Below are 17,237 nucleotides of genomic sequence, written 5' to 3' on the forward strand. Positions count from 1 at the left end.
GTATCCAGTGATATTTTTTTGGCTCAATGCTCAATATTAATTCGGCAATACGGACGAGACAATGAAACAACACGAATCAGCAGATAATTCTCAGGGACAGCTCTATATTGTGCCCACTCCGATAGGAAATCTGTCTGATATCACGCAACGTGCCCTGGAAGTGTTGCAAGCTGTTGATTTAATTGCGGCAGAAGACACCCGTCATACCGGTTTGTTGCTCCAGCATTTTGCGATTAACGCCCGTTTATTTGCGTTGCACGACCATAATGAGCAGCAAAAAGCTGAAACACTTCTGGCGAAATTGAAAGACGGGCAGAACATTGCGCTGGTTTCGGACGCCGGGACGCCGCTTATCAACGATCCTGGCTACCATCTGGTACGCACCTGCCGCGAGGCGAATATCCGCGTGGTCCCGTTGCCGGGGCCGTGTGCGGCGATCGCGGCGCTGAGCGCGGCGGGCTTGCCCTCGGATCGTTTTTGCTACGAAGGCTTCCTGCCCGCCAAATCGAAAGGCCGTCGCGATACGCTGAAGGCGCTGGAAGAAGAGCCGCGCACCATTATCTTTTATGAATCTACGCACCGCCTGCTGGAAAGCCTGGAAGATATCTGTACGGTGCTGGGCGAATCCCGCTACGTGGTACTGGCGCGCGAGCTGACCAAAACCTGGGAGTCGATCCACGGCGCACCGATTGGCGAGTTGCTGGCGTGGGTGAAAGAGGATGAGAACCGTCGTAAAGGCGAAATGGTGCTGATCGTCGAAGGCTTTAAAGCGCAGGAAGAGGCGCTGCCCGCCGATGCGCTGCGCACCCTGGCGCTGCTGCAGGCGGAACTGCCGTTGAAAAAAGCCGCCGCCCTGGCCGCCGAAATTCACGGCGTGAAGAAAAACGCGCTGTATAAATATGCCCTGGAGCAGCAGGGGTAGGAGAGCGGCCCGGCAAAACCGGGCCGGTTCGCTTATTTCACCGGGGGTGCTTCAAAGACCAGTGTTTGTAACGGCTGTAGCGTCACCACGACGGCATCCTGGTCATTCTCCGGAAGCGTTGCGTTGCTGCCATAAACAGCTTTCATCGTGAAATGTTGAACCCCTAATCTCCGCAAATCACTCTGCAATTTTGCACAACTGAATCAGGCAGACGGCATTTATGTTCAGCTCGAGATCGACGGCCCATTGCGTACTCAGGCGCTCATCTCTGACGCTCAGGGTAGGTTCAGAACGCTGATTGATGTAAGCCATCGTTTCAGTATCGCGATCGTAGCTGGTCGGATGCAAACCGTACTGGTAATACAGCGCGCCATTTTTCTGATCAAAAAGCCATGTTTTGATTCTCCATATCCCGCAATCAGGTAGCTCTATCTGAAGTGAGTAGCGCTTACTATAATCGTTTAGCAGATGCTGCTGAACGGACAACAGCGGATTGATTGTGACCGGATTGAGCAACAGTACCGACAGCTTCTCTCTCTGACGTGTAGCCACCCAGCCAGGCCCAGAGCCGAAAACATCGCCATCAATACGCTGCTTAAGAGCCAGAATGTGAAAGACAGGACGCCTCGTATTGGCGCTAAAGAATAGCGAAAGGCTATTATTTTCAATAAAATTTGCGGCGCTGACTTCATTTTGCAACTGGGAGTTTAGCCATAATCCCAGCATCTGAACTTCTTGCGGCAGCGACAGCAGAATATCCATCAGCAGTGCACCGCGGAAAAACAGACCGTTGGTCATAAGTGTATTGCCTGTTAGTGTACTCCATGACTGTAAATAGAGTGGCCGGGCAATTCCCTGATTGCTAAGATTCCGCACCAATTCTTCCAACTGCTTAATAATGTATTGATTTTCTGGCGGATTGTATTCAGGTGCAGAGACTGGATCGAAACTTTCGTTCACCGCGACGGAGATGCCGATAAAATCAGCTTGCTGTAACAGATTCCCTGGAAACATATTGCTCTGGTGCCAGGCTATTCCAATGCGGCAGCCCGGCAATGCCTGGCGAATCTGTCTAAACAGCGCATCACAAAGCGCAGCACGGTTTTCCGGGGTGAGTAGTTGCGTTCTATCGATATCAAGAATAAATGTCCAGCGCTGGACGCTGACGTCTCCAAGTAACATCCGGTTATGTTGAAGAAATGCGGCCAGCCTGGCACTGTATGAACTGAGCGACAGCGATCCGGGTTCGAATTGAATGCGAATGACCGGCGAAACATCCAGCTTCTGAAGAAACTGACAAGCCAGATCGAGATCGCTCCAGGGAGACCAGGTCGGATTAATTTCGCCCGTCAACACCGTAGGTCCATCAAGGCCGCCGGTTATTGGGTCACCAACCTCAACGTCAAAGGAAGAAACGTTGCGTTTTAGCTGAAGCAACTGCTGTTGGACATGTTGTTTCAGCAACTCGCTAAAGCTATCTACCGCAATAATATAGTGTCGTGTCCGCGTTTTCTCACCGCCATGTGTTGGCTGCAGAGAAATATGCTCTCGTCTAACCGCATTCTTGAATTTTGTCTGTGCTAGCAAAGGCTGCGTATACTGTACCAACAGCGAGAATAGCTCCACTGGGTTGACTTTTTTCTTTTGATCGGGTGACGCGTGAGTTGTCTCCTGCCAGCTTACTTTTCCCGTTTTAACACCAGCGCGCCAACGGCCTGGTGAAAGAGCATAGCGATCGCGAAAGAGTTTATTAAAACGCTGCAGTGAACTAAACCCGCAGTCAGACACTACCTGACCAATGGTATGGCGCGTTAGTGCCAGCTCCTGTGCGGCCTGCCTCAGCCGCCGTTGAATAAGCCAGGTGCGGAAATTAACTCCCGTCTCTTGTGTGAATTGCCTCGAAAGATGGGCGTGACTGACATGCAACCAATCAGCCAACTGATATAGGCTGATATTATCCGTGAAATGATCTTCAATCCATGCCACTGCTTTCGCGATTCTAGGGCTAAGAGACGAACCGGTATTCCCCTCCGGGAGTGGAGTTTTACTGTACTGAAGTAGCAGACAAAACACATCAAGAAGCTTTTTGTTGACCTCCAGAGGCCAGATTTCACTGCTTTTCTTCAGCCAGAGCACCGCTACCTCGCATAGCTGCGATCCGATACGCTTTATTACATCTGGTGCAGTACTGTCTGCAATATGAAAATAAGCGTTCGAAAGTACCGGAGAACGAGCCAACAGCCACAACAGGGAGATATCCACGATCAAAACAATGTTGTCGGCATCGCTGATAATTCGGTATTCGGTATTCGGATTGATAATCTGCACATTCCCTTTGTACAGCCTCTGTGTTGCACTGGTCGCCATTTTCAGCTGGATCTCGCCTTTCAGCACCATAACCAACCTCGATTGCCCAACCGTTCGACCGCTGCAGCAAATCACATTCCAGAACTGCACATGAAAAAATTCCGCTTGTTCCTTCATTTTGACTCCTGGGTCTCCCTTTTTTTCAGATTATCAAATTCATATACATTCTCTTTTGATTTGGGTACAAGATCGAAGAAATAAGCCATAAACATAGTGCGTCAATACGTCACTTCTACCGCTTTTTTAACACCATAAATTGTATAACCATGAAAGGAATGATGATGAATGGCATATAACCCTGAAGGAGAAAATAACTATGTCTTTACAGAATTTTATAGAGACTCATCATTCTGAGTTTATTAATCTGCGGCGTGATATTCACCAACACCCGGAAATTGGCCTTGAAGAGATTCGCACCAGCGATATTGTGGCAAACTTACTGGAAAGTTGGGGCTATGAGGTCACTCGCGGATTTGCCAAAACTGGCGTGGTCGGTACGCTGCGTTCGGGAAACGGCATGGGAGTGTTGGGACTACGTGCTGAGATGGATGCTCTGCCAATGCAGGAGAATTCAGGCAAGTCCTGGAGCAGCACTGCAGACGGTAAGTTCCATGGCTGCGGGCACGATGGTCATACCGCAACATTGCTATTTGCTGCAAAATGGTTTGCGCAAACCCGCCGCTTTAACGGCACGCTACACCTGTTTTTTCAACCTGCCGAAGAGTTACTTTTTGGCGGCAAAATGATGCTGGACGATGGCGTATTCAGGCAGTTTCCTTGCGATGCCATTTTCGCATTACACAACATGCCGGGTCTGAAGGAGGGGAGTTTCCACTTCCGTAAAGGGGCGATGCTTTCATCATCCGACACGCTACAAATAGAAGTAAAGGGCGTTGGCGGCCATGGTGCTATTCCGGAAAAGACTATCGATGCAACGGTAGTCGCTTGCTACATCGTAACAGCATTACAAACGATCGTATCCCGTAATATCACACCGTTCCAGCCGGCGGTGATAACAGTAGGCAGTTTTAACGCAGGTAGTGTTGCCAACATCATTAATGATAGCGCCATGCTTAAGCTTAGCGTGAGAACGCTGGATCCTGATATCCGGCAGTTGGTGCTTCAACGTATCACTACTGTTGCCAAGGCTCAGGCTGAAAGCTTTGGTGCTACAGCCGTGGTTAGTCACATTCACGGTAGCCCTGTACTGGTTAATGATGCCGACATGACCGATTTTGCCATCGGAGTGGCTCGCGAACTATTTGATGAAAGCCTAATCATTGCAGACGGTAAACCCATAATGGCGAGTGAAGATTTCGCCTTTATGCTGGAAGAAAACCCTCGTGGAGCCTATTTCTTAGTGGGTGCCGGTGAAAGTTGTTCAGTCCACAATCCCGGCTATGACTTTAATGACGAGATAATGAAACCTGCAGTGGCATTCTGGGCTACGTTAGTTGAAAAATATCTGAAATAAACGATCCACTATCTACGCAGATAAAAACAATAAGCCTGCAACTGCATTTGGCAGATTTATTCTGCACCAGATTTATATTTTTAAGTTAAGGTCAATTCCATGAATAAGACTGTACTGAATTATCAGGGGAACGGAAGATTAATCCTTGGTATCGTTCTGCTGGTATTAACATTCTGGATGTTTGCACAATCCATGCAGGCTGCATTAATTCCAATTATTGCAAAGGACTTTAATATCAGTGACGATCCAGCCCAAATGGATTTACTAAACCTTGCTGCCTCTATCACCCCCCTTTTTTCTGCCGCATGCATCGTGGCTGCTGGTGGTCTTGCGGATCGCTATGGCCGAATGCGCTTTTCAATGATCGGTGTGATACTGAGTGTGATTGGATCTCTCATCGTTGCCACGGCGAGTAATGTTGAAATATTGATTATTGGTCGTGTACTTCAGGGGATTTCCGCTGCCTGTATTATGCCCGCAACCATTGCACTGATGAGAACCTACTTCGAAGGGAAGAGGCAGGCTACAGCGCTGACCTGGTGGTCGGTCGGCTCATGGGGTGGGTCGGGCTTTTGCGCCATACTGGTCGGATTGATAGAACCGAATTTCGGCTGGCAGGCTATTTTTTGGCTTAGCGCCATTGTAGCCATTATTGGTTTGATATTAATGGTCGGTACACCGGAATCAAAAGCACAGGTAAACGATAAAAAATTTGACACCCTGGGTTCGGCTATTTTTATTGCTTCGTTGATTTGTCTGGTTCTTGCCGTTTCTCGCGGGCGTAGTTGGGGATATGGAGACATCAGATTTGTCGGCACGTTGGCAATTGCTGTTATTGGTCTGGTGTCCTTTTATTTTGTCGAAAAACGGGCCCCGGAAAAGGGTATTTCTCAGCTAGTAGATTTTACACTGTTTAAATCACGCGGTTACTTTGGCGCCACGCTTTCAAACTTCTTGTTAAATGCGGTTGCCGGGGCAATGGTTATTGTGAATATCTATATGCTACAAGGCCGAGGTCTGAGCACTGGCGATGTGGCAACAATGACCATTACCTACGCCGTAGCCGTGCTTGTGTTGCTGCCCGTGGGGCAAAAAATCCTGTTTATTTTTGGTGGTCGCCTGCCCATGGTAATAGGGACTATTGTCACATTTATGGGCGTGATGCTGATGTCGTTTACCAGCATTGATGACCTGTCTCTTTACAAACTGCTGGTGAGCGTAGGTTATGCTATGTTCGGTCTGGGTTTGGGGATCTACGCCACGCCCTCTACCTATACTGCAGTTTCAGCCGCACCCCAGGAAAAAGCCGCTGTGGCAGCCGGTATCTATAAGCTTGCCAGTTCAATGGGGGGGGCAATGGGGGTCGCTCTCTCTCTGGCAGTGTACTCAGCTTTCCCTGATGTGCACGAGGCCGGAGCTGCGGGACTGTGGTTGAACGTTGGTTTTGGCGTTATGGCGCTGATTTCCATTCTGTTCATTGTGCCATCAGAAAAAAAGAAACTCACCCTGACCGCAGCACAATAATAATAGTCCTTGTAACAAGGAGGCCGAAGCCTCCTTGTCTACATTCCGACAGTTTCTTACGCATCCAGACATTTCCCGTGCTTTCATGAGTTGCATTTTCCCGCAGAGCTACGCGCGATCTTAAAAAACCAGAGTTTAGAATCCATACCGAAGCCAGGCAAAGAGAACATTGCCATTATTATAAGTTCCTGGAATATAGGTGAATTGAACATTAATATTTTTATAACCTGCTGAGAAAATAGGAAGCGCTATCGGTAATGGAATATAGTTTGCAAAATCCTTCCGTGCAGTGATACCTGCAGTTAGTCCAAATCCAAGACGATAATTTTTTTTATCATCAAGATACCAGATGGTCTCCCTTGCATAACCAACAATAGGTTGCCATTCGTTGTGTGAATCCTTAAACATCATAGCAAACAAAGCATTCCAGTTACCTTGAGCATTATAACCAGAAATACCTACCCCACCACCCCATGGCATTTCATTATACTTATCGGTTTTATCCTTGTCATACATAAATCGATTATGCCAACTGATAAATGGCAAATAAAAATCGTAGTGCTGCGGTCGTTGCCAAACATTTGATACATCATCGACAAACTGACTCCACCAACCCGTTTCAGACGCCACGTAATCAACATGTTCAGCAGCATAAGCAGGTACACCCCCTGTTAGCGCTATCGCCATTAATATTTTTAAAACGTAGTTCTTAACACAACTCCACGCCAAAACGATTGCTCCCAAATAATAACGACCTAAGTGACCGTTCTCATTTTACTGTATGGTTTTTTATAAAATATGAGCAAGAAGGAAAGAAGGCTGACTAAGTCAGCCTTTCAAAGTATAACTCAACATAACTTTATGCTAAGGCTTTATCTTTGAGCTTCTTATATTCGCTTTCCTTTATGATCCCTTGGTCCCACAGTTTCTTCGCTTCGATAATTTGCTCTACCGGTGATTGACCAACCATTCCCTGTACTGTGGCACTTATTTTTCTTGCGTGTACGCGCTGCCGCTCATTCATGCCTTTGCCACGAACAATAATATAAATCAACGAAGTCACTAACGGAATAAACAGTAAAAAGATGACCCATATGGTTTTATAAAAACCATTTAGCGTATTATCACGGAAAAGATCCGTAATGATTTGAAAAAGAATAAAAAGAGCTGCAATAAAAAAGAATAAGGAAAATGTTGTTGCTATAACATTCCAGAATGTTATTAAATGATATGTCATTTAAATCACCTCAAAAGAAAAAGCATCCTCTATTATATAGAGAGCTTTGGTAATTAAATTATTTATGCAGACTTGTTTAGTTCTGTGCCAGCATCGGAGAAATGATAACATTCCCCCCCTGCGAGAGAACATTCACACGTTGACCAACAAAGAATTGTATCTCCCCCATTCTCTGAACGACTGCAAAATCACGTCCTTCGTCAGGGCGGATAATTAACTCTACGCCATCGCTTCGGGTCCATCTATTTTGCACCGCATTGCCGGTAACAGCACCCGCCACAGCTCCTCCGGCAGTGGCCAGGCGACGCCCGCTTCCACCACCGAGGCTATTACCGGCAAAACCTCCGATTACCGCCCCTCCTACAGTACCAGCCACATTATTGCTACTGTCATCCTGAATTATCACTGGTCTTACCGATACTACACTCCCCTGGAACAACTGCATTGCGTGTCCGGTACGAGCAGCATTTATTCTGTTTGCCGAACCTGTCTGCGTATCTGCACAACCCGCTAATATGATTAATCCTAAGAGAGGTAATATTTTTCTATAGAACATTTTTCAATCCTTAATAATCTACCGCATCGCGAATTAACGGACAGGTCATGCAATGACCGCCACCGCGACCACGACCTAACTCGCTGCCCACAATTTCAATCACTTCAATACCTTCTCGGCGTAAGCGTGTGTTGGTCTGGGTATTCCGGTCGTAAGCCATCACCACACCAGGTGACATCGCGATCACGTTGTTTCCACTGTCCCATTGCTGTCGCTCGGCATCATACAAATTACCTTCCGTTTCAACGACGCGAAGTTTATCCAGGTTCAACGCACCTGCAACCACACTAGTTAGCCCATCCTTATGATGTTCCAGGCGCATACCTGAAGGCGTATCGGCTTTGTATAGAGAAAATACCTGAATCTTGTCGACAATCCCGGGATACAATGTCACCAGATCCTTGTCGCAAAAGGTAAATACTGTATCTAGATGCATAGCTGCACGTAGCTTAGGCATTGCTGCAATGATTACCCGCTCAACATCACTTTGCGGGTTGGAGAACAGTGACGAGGCTAATTGGGCAATGGCCTGATAGGAAGAACGTTCGCTCATACCAATCAGTACTGTTTTATTACCTATTGGCATGACGTCACCACCTTCTAACGTCGCTGACCCGTGGTAACGGGTAGGATCCCCCCACCAGACGTTGATATCCTCCATAGCAAAATCAGGGTGATAACGGTAAATAGCACTGGTAAGAAGGGTTTCTTCTCGTCGTGCTGGCCAATAGAGTGGATTGAGCGTCACACCGTTATAGATCCAACTGGTTGTGTCGCGTGTATAGAGCGTATTAGGTAACGGTGGCAACAGATATTCCCGCAATCCCGTTGCTTCACCAATCAGTTCCAGCTCTTCTTTATCGCATTGCCAGTTGCTTAGCAGGTCATGAGTAGACAAGCCTCCTATCATTATCTCTGCTAAACGACGTGGGAGAAGATTATCCAGATAGGAGCGCGTTTCATTTATCAGCCCCAGAGGGATTTCATCAGCCACAATTTGTTGGTCAAGCAGCCAACTACGAGCCTTTGGAATAGCCAACGTTTCTGCCAGCAAATTATGCATCTCAACAACTTCAACATCGCATTCACGCATATTTACGATGAAATCGTGATGGTCACGGCGGGCGCGTTCTACCCACATGACATCATCAAACAATAATCGGTCACAATTACCAGGGGTCAAGCGGCTATGCGCAAGTCCAGGGGCGCAGACCATTACCTTGCGCAATTGACCAACTTCCGAGTGAACACCGTAACGGGTATTTTTCATGGGTATCTCCATTATGATAATTAAATAGTGATGTTTCCGCTAAGGATGCCGACAATACCAGCCAACGCAGCGAAAATAATTAGAATGAATAACGAACGTTCTTTTCGCGTGAAGACAGAACGTAGCTGTTCTCGTTTGGCAATGAAATAGAGTATCGAACCTGGTGCATAGATAATGGCGGAGAGCAATAAGTATTTCAGGCCGCCAGCATAAATCATCAGGCAGGCATAAATAGTAGCCAATAACGCTATAATCAAATCTTTGCGATGTCCCTGGGGGTTACACATATATGTTTCACGAGTAACCGTCAGTTTCAGACCATAGCCTGCAACCAGTAAGTATGGGACGAGAGTCATCGCGCTAGTCAGCTCCAGAGACAACTGAAAAGCGTAGTTGCTAAACATCGTAATTATCAGAAATACCTGAATTGTGATATTAGTTAACCATACTGCAGAGGAAGGCACCGACCATTTGTTTTCTCGAGAAAAAATATCTGGCATACTTTTGTTTTTTGCGGCCGAAAAAATCACTTCTGCAGCTAACAGAGACCAGGACAAATAGGCACCCAACACAGAAACAATTAAACCCAGACTGATAACGATAGCACCCCAACGACCGACAATGCTTTCCAACACTCCCGCCATCGAGGGTTGGCGCAACTCGGCCAGTTCGGAACGAAGCATTACGCCGAATGAAAGCATAGTAACCAGCATTAAAAGGCACAGCACACCGATGAATCCGAATAACGTGGCCAGGCCGACATCTTTGCGACTTCGTGCATATCGAGAATAAATACTCGCACCTTCAATGCCCAGAAAAACAAATACCGTAACCAGCATGGTACTACGTACTTGTGAGAATAGAGATGGTGCATCAGAAACATTTCCTGGAGCCCCACCCCAAAAATTAAGCATGAACATATCGCTGCGGAAGGCGAAAAACAGAACCACGACAAACAAAAATATGGGGATTATTTTTGTGCAGGTTACAAGCGTATTAATAAACGCAGCCTCTTTTATCCCGCGCAGTACTAAAAAGTGGAACGCCCATAAAATAATAGATGATACCGTAATAGCCGGTAGTGTATTGCCTTCACCAAATATAGGGAAAAATGCACCTAGTGTGGATTTAATCAGAACAAAATATGATACATTACCAATACATGTGCCTGCCCAAAACCCTAGAGCAGAAATGAAACCAAGATATTCACCAAATCCTGCCTTGGCATAACTAAAGACGCCAGCATTAAGATGCGGCTTACGTTCGGCCAGGTTCTGGAATACAAATGCCAGCATCAACATACCACCACCGGCTATAGCCCAGGCGATCAATGCTCCCAACCCACCAGTTGCACGTCCAAATGTAGTAGGTAAAGAAAATATTCCGGCACCTATCATCGCCCCCACAACAAGTGCGGTTAGCGAGCCGAGCGATAGCGTATTATTCGCTGGCTTACTCATATATTCATCCCCTCATCACGCTAATTTCTTAACGTGAAAAAAGTAAAATAGATTACTTGACAATATTCAACAGTCATTTAAATTGAATATAAATCAGTATGTTGCTCATAAAAATAGAATCATGATGACAGTTCAAAACAACAACATAAAAATCATGCTCAGAGATAAATTCCATTAACGTGGGCCACCCACAAATAACAAGGTGGCCCATGCTAGTTAGAATTTGTATGCTGCACCAATATAGGCACCATCCAATAAAGTATGGTTTGCTGTTGAAGATTTCCCATTGACACCCATATAACGGTATCCTAGTTTGACGTCTAAATTATCTTTCGCTTTCAATGCCAAACCAGCATCAACTTCAGTGTAGTTTTCTACAACGTTATTTAATCCACGAGGGGCGACATAACCCTCACCATATGCGTAAACATTTTCACTAAGATGTACACGAACACCTGCGCCAATAGGCACGGCAAACCCATTATCACCTTTGCCTGGTGCGATATACATTGCTTTCAAACCTGTATATAAATCGAAATGATCGCGAGAAATCTGATAACCGATACCGATACCACCGGCATTCGGACCACTTTCGTAGTTTTTAGTCCAACTTCCTGTATAGAAAAGACCATTATCTTCCGGGGCAAACTTCGTATTCAGCTCCAGATACTCTGTACCCAGGCTCGCCCCCATTTCCAATGCTTGTGCAGAAAAAGACATAACAGAGAGAAGGGAAAGCGCAGCAACAGTTTTCTTTAACATAAGTTATTTACCTTATAAAAATAAATTCAAGTCAATTAACGAATTATCTAGTAGTCGGACAGATTTTAGGGGCGTAACTTATACACAAATAAAACGAGAGTATTTGCAGGAATTCATTACAGGTTGTACCTGCAATAAAATTGATCAATATCAAACCAGGTTGATTTCACACCATTTCGTTTAATATATATATAAATTACATCCTTACTCTCATCACCCAATACAAAAATGCATATTTAAAAGTGAGTTAGCTTTGAGTGAAATTCATGCCAGACGCATAAAACAAAAGAAATACGTGAGGATATTCCTCATATTCAATGCAATTCTTGCATTGTTCTTTGGGATCTTGGTTAAATTCGGCTGGGTATCATTTCCCAATACTTCAACATCTTTAACAAATGTTGTGTTTTGGTCTGGTGCAATTAAACACGCCATACTACTTAGTGGTATTTGGATTTTTGTTGATATTATGTTTGCTGCATTGCTTTATTATCAAATGAAACTCGAAAGCAAAAAATAAGGAAATTCCATGTTATTCACATCATGGCTCTTAGCAATAATAGCCAATGAGTTACTTCTCTGGGAAATTAGCTACTTAAATATAATTTCGCCTCTGGTATTTACCACCCTGGGTGGTATGTATCTGTATCAACGACAGAGAATAAAAAGCAAAATATGGATTGATGAGAATATGAGGAAAATAGAGTCACTGAACCTCAAGATTTTATTTCTTGTCGCTATGCTTACCCTGTTAGCTGTCTCAGTGAATATGAAATTCATGCTCGGCGTATTTAATTCATTAAATTAGCGCGTGTTTTTAGCATCATGCAAATTTACATTGTGAATTTAAACTTAGAAAACAGAAACTAACATCTGATTTAATAAAAACCACTCATTTATTTGGTGAATGATCATGATAAAAAAAGTAATCCGCTGGGGGTTAATTTCAACTAGTGTTGCTCTATTATTATTGGTGGGCACTTTAATTGCTAGAATATATGAAACTGAGAACAAGCTTCCCCTTGAGCTTTGGCATACATTTATCCCCACTGAAATGCGCCAGCGCGAAATTGATAGATCAGACTGGAATGCCTATCTGGAAGCTGAAGACAGGATTTTTACCGAAATAAAACATAACGTAGTGAGCAAAACGTTAGATAGTGGCGATACTGAATTTAATCGTTATAACAGCCACAGCCCGGTCTATCCAGAAAGCTTCACGGATAACTGGAATCGTTCCTATACGCTATATCCGGAGCAACCAGTGAAAGGTTCGGTGGTATTGCTGCATGGCCTGACTGATTCTCCTTACAGCTTACGCTATATAGCAGACCATTATTATCAAACGGGTTATGCAGTGGTCGGCATACGATTACCGGCACATGGTACATTGCCCAGTGCACTTACTGATATTGAATGGGAAGACTGGCTAGCAGCTGTGCGACTTGCAGTCCGCGAAGCGACAAGTCGAGCAGGTGAGCACCTCCCATTGCATATTGTAGGTTTTTCCAATGGTGGCGCTCTGGCAATGAAATATACACTGGATGCATTAGAGGATACCCGGTTAATCATGCCGCAACAGGTAGTTCTCATCTCTCCAATGATTGGCGTTACACAATTCGCCCGCTTTGCTGGTCTTGCAGGTCTGCCGGCTATTATGCCCGCATTTGCTCGCGCAGCCTGGTTGAACATCGTGCCAGAATTCAACCCGTTCAAGTACAACTCTTTTCCGGTTAATGCAGCACGGCAATCGTTTCTTCTGACTCAGGTGCTGCAAAAGCAGATAATCAACGCTAGCAGACAAAATAAGCTACATCACCTGCCACCAATACTCACCTTTCAATCGCTACTGGATTCAACAGTAAGCACCCGAGCGGTAGTGCGGTCTTTGTACGATTATCTGCCTGATAACGGCAGTGAACTGGTGATTTTTGATCTCAACCGCACGATAAATTTTCGCACATTGTTCAGCCGCTCTTCAGATATGGCACTTTCACGTTTACTGCCGCCCGCAGTACGACAATACAGCACTACCCTTGTCACCAATGACGGCATAAAAAATGGGCCAATGATCGCGAGGACCACAAAAGCGGGAAGTGTATTAATGCAGGACCAAAGGCTAAATTTAATTTACCCGGAGGATATCTTTTCGCTATCACATGTTGCTTTACCGTTTCCCGTCACGGATTCTCTGTATGGCCGGGAGCCTTCACAACCTAATCGCTACGGCATCAGTTTTGGCACACTTGTAGTACGCGGTGAAAGTTCAGTTTTGCATATAGGCATGGATACACTAATGCGGATATCTTCTAACCCTTTCTTTGACTATATGGCACAGCGGATTGAGGATGGTATCCGCCCTTTGCAGCTTCAGCATTGAAAAAATACCCTTTACCACGAGACGTAGCGATAATATTTTGACCATAACCAGCCAATTTCTTACGTAACCGACCGATAAGAATTTCTACTGTATTACATTCCCGGGCGATCCAGTCATCATAAATATGACACATAATCTTTTGCTTGGTCATAATTTTATTAACATTCTTCATCAGCAAATAAATTATTTTATATTCGTACGAAGTGAGTTTGATATCCTCACGTTCAGTACGTAATACTTTACGACATAGATCGAGATTTAACGCCCCGCAGGTGATAATCTTCGACGGTAATAAGCTATTCCGCCGCATTAAACAATGAATGCGAACGATTATCTCCTCGATGCGACAAGGTTTTTCGACATACATATCTGCTCCGACATTAAATGCCGTTACCTTCTCACTCAACCCATTTAGAGCACTTAATACTATTATCGGTGTCGTTATATTGTTATTACGCCATTTGCGAATGGTGACATTACCATTTACATCAGGCAAATCAATATCTATGATAATTACATCAGGGTTGTTTACACATATGTAATACTCGGCCTCTTTAGCATCGCTTGCACAGTCAACAATATAATTAGCATCTTGCAACTGTGAACTTAAATGATGTCTTTGAATATCGCTATTTTCAACAAGTAGAACTCGCATATAACCCTCTGTTTTATTCCTCATCAAATGATCCACACATCATCTTTTTTTGCGCATAAGAAATCCCATATTACAATCATGTAGATTAATAATATAAATTACGCATAAATATATCTAACAAAAATATATCGTGAATGATGTTCCCATTACGCAAGCTCTGCTCTCACGTATTTAAATGATGAAGTGATGAATTCAACATCCGGTCATATGCAGCTCCGTATAACCAAATGTTATGTGCTATAAGCTTCGCAACTTAAGTGAATAGAGGCAATACCTTAACGCCAGGTACACTAAATTCGGCAGATTACCCTGGAGGTTCAAAAATATAATAAAATTATTTAAACAAATTACACATCAGTAATGTTTTAATGCTAAAAATCACATATTATCAGGGATAATATCCTGAAAATGACCTCGTAAACGCCAGTAACAGGATTAAAATATCGGCAATCGTGCTTCACATGAGGGGGGCTGGAAGGGGTGTTAAATGATTTTTTTGGGAAAAAAACCTTAAGTTAACAATGTAAACCAAAAGTTCTAACACATCTTAAAAAAATTTACTGAAAATTAATGACGGCAAATAAATATAGTTCGCTGCTGATCGCTTATCTTCCAGGTAGCAGAATCAATTTTCTCTACTTTATAAAGTAATATTGGTTGACTGGAGACCAAATGTTCGATCAAAGAGGGCGGCACAGTTTCCTTCAAATTAGAAACGACGCTGTTTCTGGTAACTTCGTGGTATCCATTTTGTGTCTTTGATGACATAGTCATATTGACCAGACGGTCGAGAAAATACTCTTTCCCTTGAAATTTTATTGTGCCGTACTCAGTAACACGCATCTTTAAATCATCCTGAATATGAAAGACAAATTTAATAGATGCACGGAGGATATCTTCACGCTCTTTACTTTCTCCGCTGTTAACATATATCATTGCGGTACAGTCCATCGGAACAGGATCATGCTGCTCATAAAATTTAAACCAAATAACAGCACTAAACAGAGCAGCAACAAATGCTATCACTGAACTAATTATTGTTATAATTGATATAGTTTTTGCACTCATCATCAGCCTCTTTTTTTTCATCGCCACATAAAACCACATGAGTCTCGTAGGCACGATTACTTATTGGTATTTTATTATCATCAAAATAGATATTTTTTTTCTGAGTCTTACAGTTTTCTGAAATCCTCAGCCCGAGTGGTGACGTGAAAAAACTATCAACATGCTTAACGTTGATTTTTTTATCATTTAAAAAAACTTGACAACTCCCAATGTTTTTATATTTGACTAAGTCAACATTATCCTGGCTGGAGTGATGAATGCTAAAGTAAAGTAGGGTGATAAACAATAGGGCACAAAACATACTAATATAACATCGTATTAATCCCGCCTTCTTATTAACTGCCGTTGAAATAGTGACATCCTGCCCACTGATGATGTCTACTTTGCCGTGAAAGATATATCCTTGCTTTGGAACTGTTTCTATTTCAACCGAAACATCAAACTCCTGAAACGCTTTCCTAAGTAAAGAAATGTTCCTGTTAAGATTATTATCGGATGCGACCAGCCCCATATCATCCCAGACATTCTCTAATAATGTCATACGACTAACTTGCTGCCCATTGGAAGAAATTAGCTCCGCAAGTAATTTCGACGTAGCAACTGCAAGTTGAGTTTCTGTACTTTTATCCTTTAGTGTTCTCTTCTCATCATCAAAGTAAAGTGTATCATTAAGCAGATACTTCATATCCTCAGTCCAATTAATAGAAAGCACAGGTTATTTTAGTTTAGCGATTCACATCATGCAATTACTTATTTTTCATGGGATTTCCACCAGATTGTTCGGCTAGCAATGAATTCCGTGTCGGAATCACCTAAAACTACCCAGCCTGTGCGTACTGCTGCTTAGAGAAGAATACGATCGTGAGGGTTGTTCAGGGATTCATGCGGTCACTCGCTGCTATATTCCGTCAGCCAGCACTCTGCCAGCTCGGTTAGCATCTTGGTCACTGGTTCATCACGCCGGGTGTCGGGCTGGTAAAAATACACCGTTGCTGCTCAGCGATAACGTCTTTCAGGGCCTGGCATTCATGGCTGAGATCGGCAAACATCTGTTTGAGACGACGATTTTCGTCCTCGAGATCTTTCATTTTTTTGATATCAGAGGCTTCCATACCGCCAAACTTCGTTTTCCAGTTGTAATAGCTGGCTTCAGAGATACCGGTTTCACGGCAGACATCCTTTACGGTACATCCGGTTTCGACGGACTTCAGAACGGCAATGATCTGGTGTTCGGTGAGTCGGGCTTTACGCATGGTGATCTCCTCAGAGGACATAATCAGTATGTCGGAAGATCTCTAAAAGTGAATGGCTCGATTATGCGGGATACTTACAGTCTCTCCAGAGGAAATTTGATAACTTTACTAGTGAGAACATTCAACATTCACAGATAATTAGATGTTATAAGTTGTTATCACATTAAAAATAATCTCTAACCCACAGCCAATTGACTTGTATCAATTGAAATATTCATGATGACATTTATATTATTGGCTGTTTTTTGATTCAGCCTGACAGGCTTACGTAATTACTTACGCATTTACATATACTCTAAAAAACTTACG

The 17,237-nt window shown here is 43.9% G+C and carries 14 protein-coding genes and 1 pseudogene; 4 read left to right on the plus strand and 11 right to left on the minus strand.

Going from position 1 to position 17,237, the window contains the following annotated elements; all coding sequences use genetic code 11:
- The first annotated feature begins 61 nt into the window (after positions 1-61).
- Positions 62-922, plus strand: coding sequence for a 16S rRNA (cytidine(1402)-2'-O)-methyltransferase (rsmI, locus tag ACMYSN_RS17790; RefSeq protein ID WP_462495636.1), 861 nt, complete (start codon positions 62-64; stop codon positions 920-922).
- Positions 923-1,099: 177 nt separating this feature from the next.
- On the opposite strand, the gene ACMYSN_RS17795 is transcribed toward rsmI, so the two are convergent.
- On the minus strand, positions 1,100-3,406 hold the full coding sequence (locus tag ACMYSN_RS17795) for a helix-turn-helix domain-containing protein (protein WP_462495637.1): 2,307 nt from the start codon (positions 3,404-3,406) through the stop codon (positions 1,100-1,102).
- A gap of 193 nt (positions 3,407-3,599) precedes the next feature.
- Between ACMYSN_RS17795 and ACMYSN_RS17800 the strand changes: the two genes are divergently transcribed.
- Together ACMYSN_RS17800 and ACMYSN_RS17805 are read left to right on the plus strand one after the other, a co-directional pair.
- The gene (locus ACMYSN_RS17800; protein ID WP_462498279.1) at positions 3,600-4,763 is read left to right on the plus strand and encodes a M20 aminoacylase family protein; all 1,164 of its coding nucleotides are present in this window, start codon (positions 3,600-3,602) and stop codon (positions 4,761-4,763) included.
- 99 nt (positions 4,764-4,862) lie between these two features.
- Positions 4,863-6,287 carry an MFS transporter gene (locus ACMYSN_RS17805; RefSeq protein WP_462495638.1) on the plus strand — a complete coding sequence of 475 codons (1,425 nt, stop codon included), beginning with the start codon at positions 4,863-4,865 and terminating at the stop codon, positions 6,285-6,287.
- 135 nt (positions 6,288-6,422) lie between these two features.
- Here the strand turns inward: ACMYSN_RS17805 and pagP are convergent, their stop codons facing one another.
- The 6 genes from pagP to ACMYSN_RS17835 all read right to left on the minus strand — a co-directional run bounded on the left by pagP (position 6,423) and on the right by ACMYSN_RS17835 (position 11,572).
- Positions 6,423-6,974, minus strand: coding sequence for a phospholipid:lipid A palmitoyltransferase (pagP, locus tag ACMYSN_RS17810; protein ID WP_462498280.1), 552 nt, complete (start codon positions 6,972-6,974; stop codon positions 6,423-6,425).
- 172 nt (positions 6,975-7,146) lie between these two features.
- A complete protein-coding gene (locus tag ACMYSN_RS17815) occupies positions 7,147-7,524 on the minus strand; it encodes a PLDc N-terminal domain-containing protein (RefSeq protein WP_462495639.1) in 378 nt (125 codons plus the stop codon).
- Between the two features lie 76 nt (positions 7,525-7,600).
- Positions 7,601-8,080 (minus strand): outer membrane lipoprotein, encoded by a 480-nt coding sequence (locus tag ACMYSN_RS17820; protein ID WP_462495640.1) that lies wholly within the window; start codon positions 8,078-8,080, stop codon positions 7,601-7,603.
- Between the two features lie 10 nt (positions 8,081-8,090).
- Entirely contained in the window at positions 8,091-9,350 is a 1,260-nt protein-coding gene (locus ACMYSN_RS17825) for an arginine deiminase (protein WP_462495641.1), read from the minus strand.
- A 20-nt stretch (positions 9,351-9,370) separates the two neighbouring features.
- Positions 9,371-10,810, minus strand: coding sequence for a basic amino acid/polyamine antiporter (locus tag ACMYSN_RS17830; RefSeq protein WP_462495642.1), 1,440 nt, complete (start codon positions 10,808-10,810; stop codon positions 9,371-9,373).
- Positions 10,811-11,026: 216 nt separating this feature from the next.
- Positions 11,027-11,572, minus strand: coding sequence for a YfaZ family protein (locus ACMYSN_RS17835; protein WP_462495643.1), 546 nt, complete (start codon positions 11,570-11,572; stop codon positions 11,027-11,029).
- 913 nt (positions 11,573-12,485) lie between these two features.
- On the opposite strand from ACMYSN_RS17835, the gene ACMYSN_RS17840 reads away from it, so the two are divergent.
- Positions 12,486-13,952 carry an alpha/beta hydrolase gene (locus ACMYSN_RS17840; protein ID WP_462495644.1) on the plus strand — a complete coding sequence of 489 codons (1,467 nt, stop codon included), beginning with the start codon at positions 12,486-12,488 and terminating at the stop codon, positions 13,950-13,952.
- On the opposite strand, the gene ACMYSN_RS17845 is transcribed toward ACMYSN_RS17840, so the two are convergent.
- The 4 genes and pseudogenes from ACMYSN_RS17845 to ACMYSN_RS17860 all read right to left on the minus strand — a co-directional run.
- Positions 13,882-14,631: a response regulator gene (locus ACMYSN_RS17845; protein WP_462495645.1), complete on the minus strand. Its 750-nt coding sequence runs from the start codon at positions 14,629-14,631 to the stop codon at positions 13,882-13,884. The genes ACMYSN_RS17840 and ACMYSN_RS17845 overlap by 71 nt on opposite strands.
- Positions 14,632-15,174: 543 nt before the next feature.
- Positions 15,175-15,678: a hypothetical protein gene (locus ACMYSN_RS17850; RefSeq protein WP_462495646.1), complete on the minus strand. Its 504-nt coding sequence runs from the start codon at positions 15,676-15,678 to the stop codon at positions 15,175-15,177.
- Positions 15,638-16,360: a winged helix-turn-helix domain-containing protein gene (locus tag ACMYSN_RS17855; RefSeq protein ID WP_462495647.1), complete on the minus strand. Its 723-nt coding sequence runs from the start codon at positions 16,358-16,360 to the stop codon at positions 15,638-15,640. Before ACMYSN_RS17855 ends, ACMYSN_RS17850 begins: the two co-directional genes overlap by 41 nt.
- 233 nt (positions 16,361-16,593) lie before the next feature.
- Positions 16,594-16,928: pseudogene (locus tag ACMYSN_RS17860) on the minus strand (transposase); the annotation flags it as partial.
- Positions 16,929-17,237 lie beyond the last annotated feature (309 nt).

The organism is Klebsiella sp. R445 (genome assembly GCF_051131755.1).
Classification (GTDB): domain Bacteria; phylum Pseudomonadota; class Gammaproteobacteria; order Enterobacterales; family Enterobacteriaceae; genus Klebsiella; species Klebsiella lignicola.

Bases quoted from the DNA above. Each gene is read 5' to 3' on its own strand.
- rsmI (WP_462495636.1), top strand. From the start codon at position 62: ATGAAACAACACGAATCAGCAGATAATTCTCAGGGACAGCTCTATATT.
- ACMYSN_RS17795 (WP_462495637.1), bottom strand. From the start codon at position 3,406: ATGAAGGAACAAGCGGAATTTTTTCATGTGCAGTTCTGGAATGTGATT.
- ACMYSN_RS17805 (WP_462495638.1), top strand. From the start codon at position 4,863: ATGAATAAGACTGTACTGAATTATCAGGGGAACGGAAGATTAATCCTT.
- pagP (WP_462498280.1), bottom strand. From the start codon at position 6,974: ATGGCGATAGCGCTAACAGGGGGTGTACCTGCTTATGCTGCTGAACAT.
- ACMYSN_RS17815 (WP_462495639.1), bottom strand. From the start codon at position 7,524: ATGACATATCATTTAATAACATTCTGGAATGTTATAGCAACAACATTT.
- ACMYSN_RS17820 (WP_462495640.1), bottom strand. From the start codon at position 8,080: ATGTTCTATAGAAAAATATTACCTCTCTTAGGATTAATCATATTAGCG.
- ACMYSN_RS17825 (WP_462495641.1), bottom strand. From the start codon at position 9,350: ATGAAAAATACCCGTTACGGTGTTCACTCGGAAGTTGGTCAATTGCGC.
- ACMYSN_RS17830 (WP_462495642.1), bottom strand. From the start codon at position 10,810: ATGAGTAAGCCAGCGAATAATACGCTATCGCTCGGCTCGCTAACCGCA.
- ACMYSN_RS17835 (WP_462495643.1), bottom strand. From the start codon at position 11,572: ATGTTAAAGAAAACTGTTGCTGCGCTTTCCCTTCTCTCTGTTATGTCT.
- ACMYSN_RS17840 (WP_462495644.1), top strand. From the start codon at position 12,486: ATGATAAAAAAAGTAATCCGCTGGGGGTTAATTTCAACTAGTGTTGCT.
- ACMYSN_RS17845 (WP_462495645.1), bottom strand. From the start codon at position 14,631: ATGAGGAATAAAACAGAGGGTTATATGCGAGTTCTACTTGTTGAAAAT.
- ACMYSN_RS17850 (WP_462495646.1), bottom strand. From the start codon at position 15,678: ATGATGAGTGCAAAAACTATATCAATTATAACAATAATTAGTTCAGTG.
- ACMYSN_RS17855 (WP_462495647.1), bottom strand. From the start codon at position 16,360: ATGAAGTATCTGCTTAATGATACACTTTACTTTGATGATGAGAAGAGA.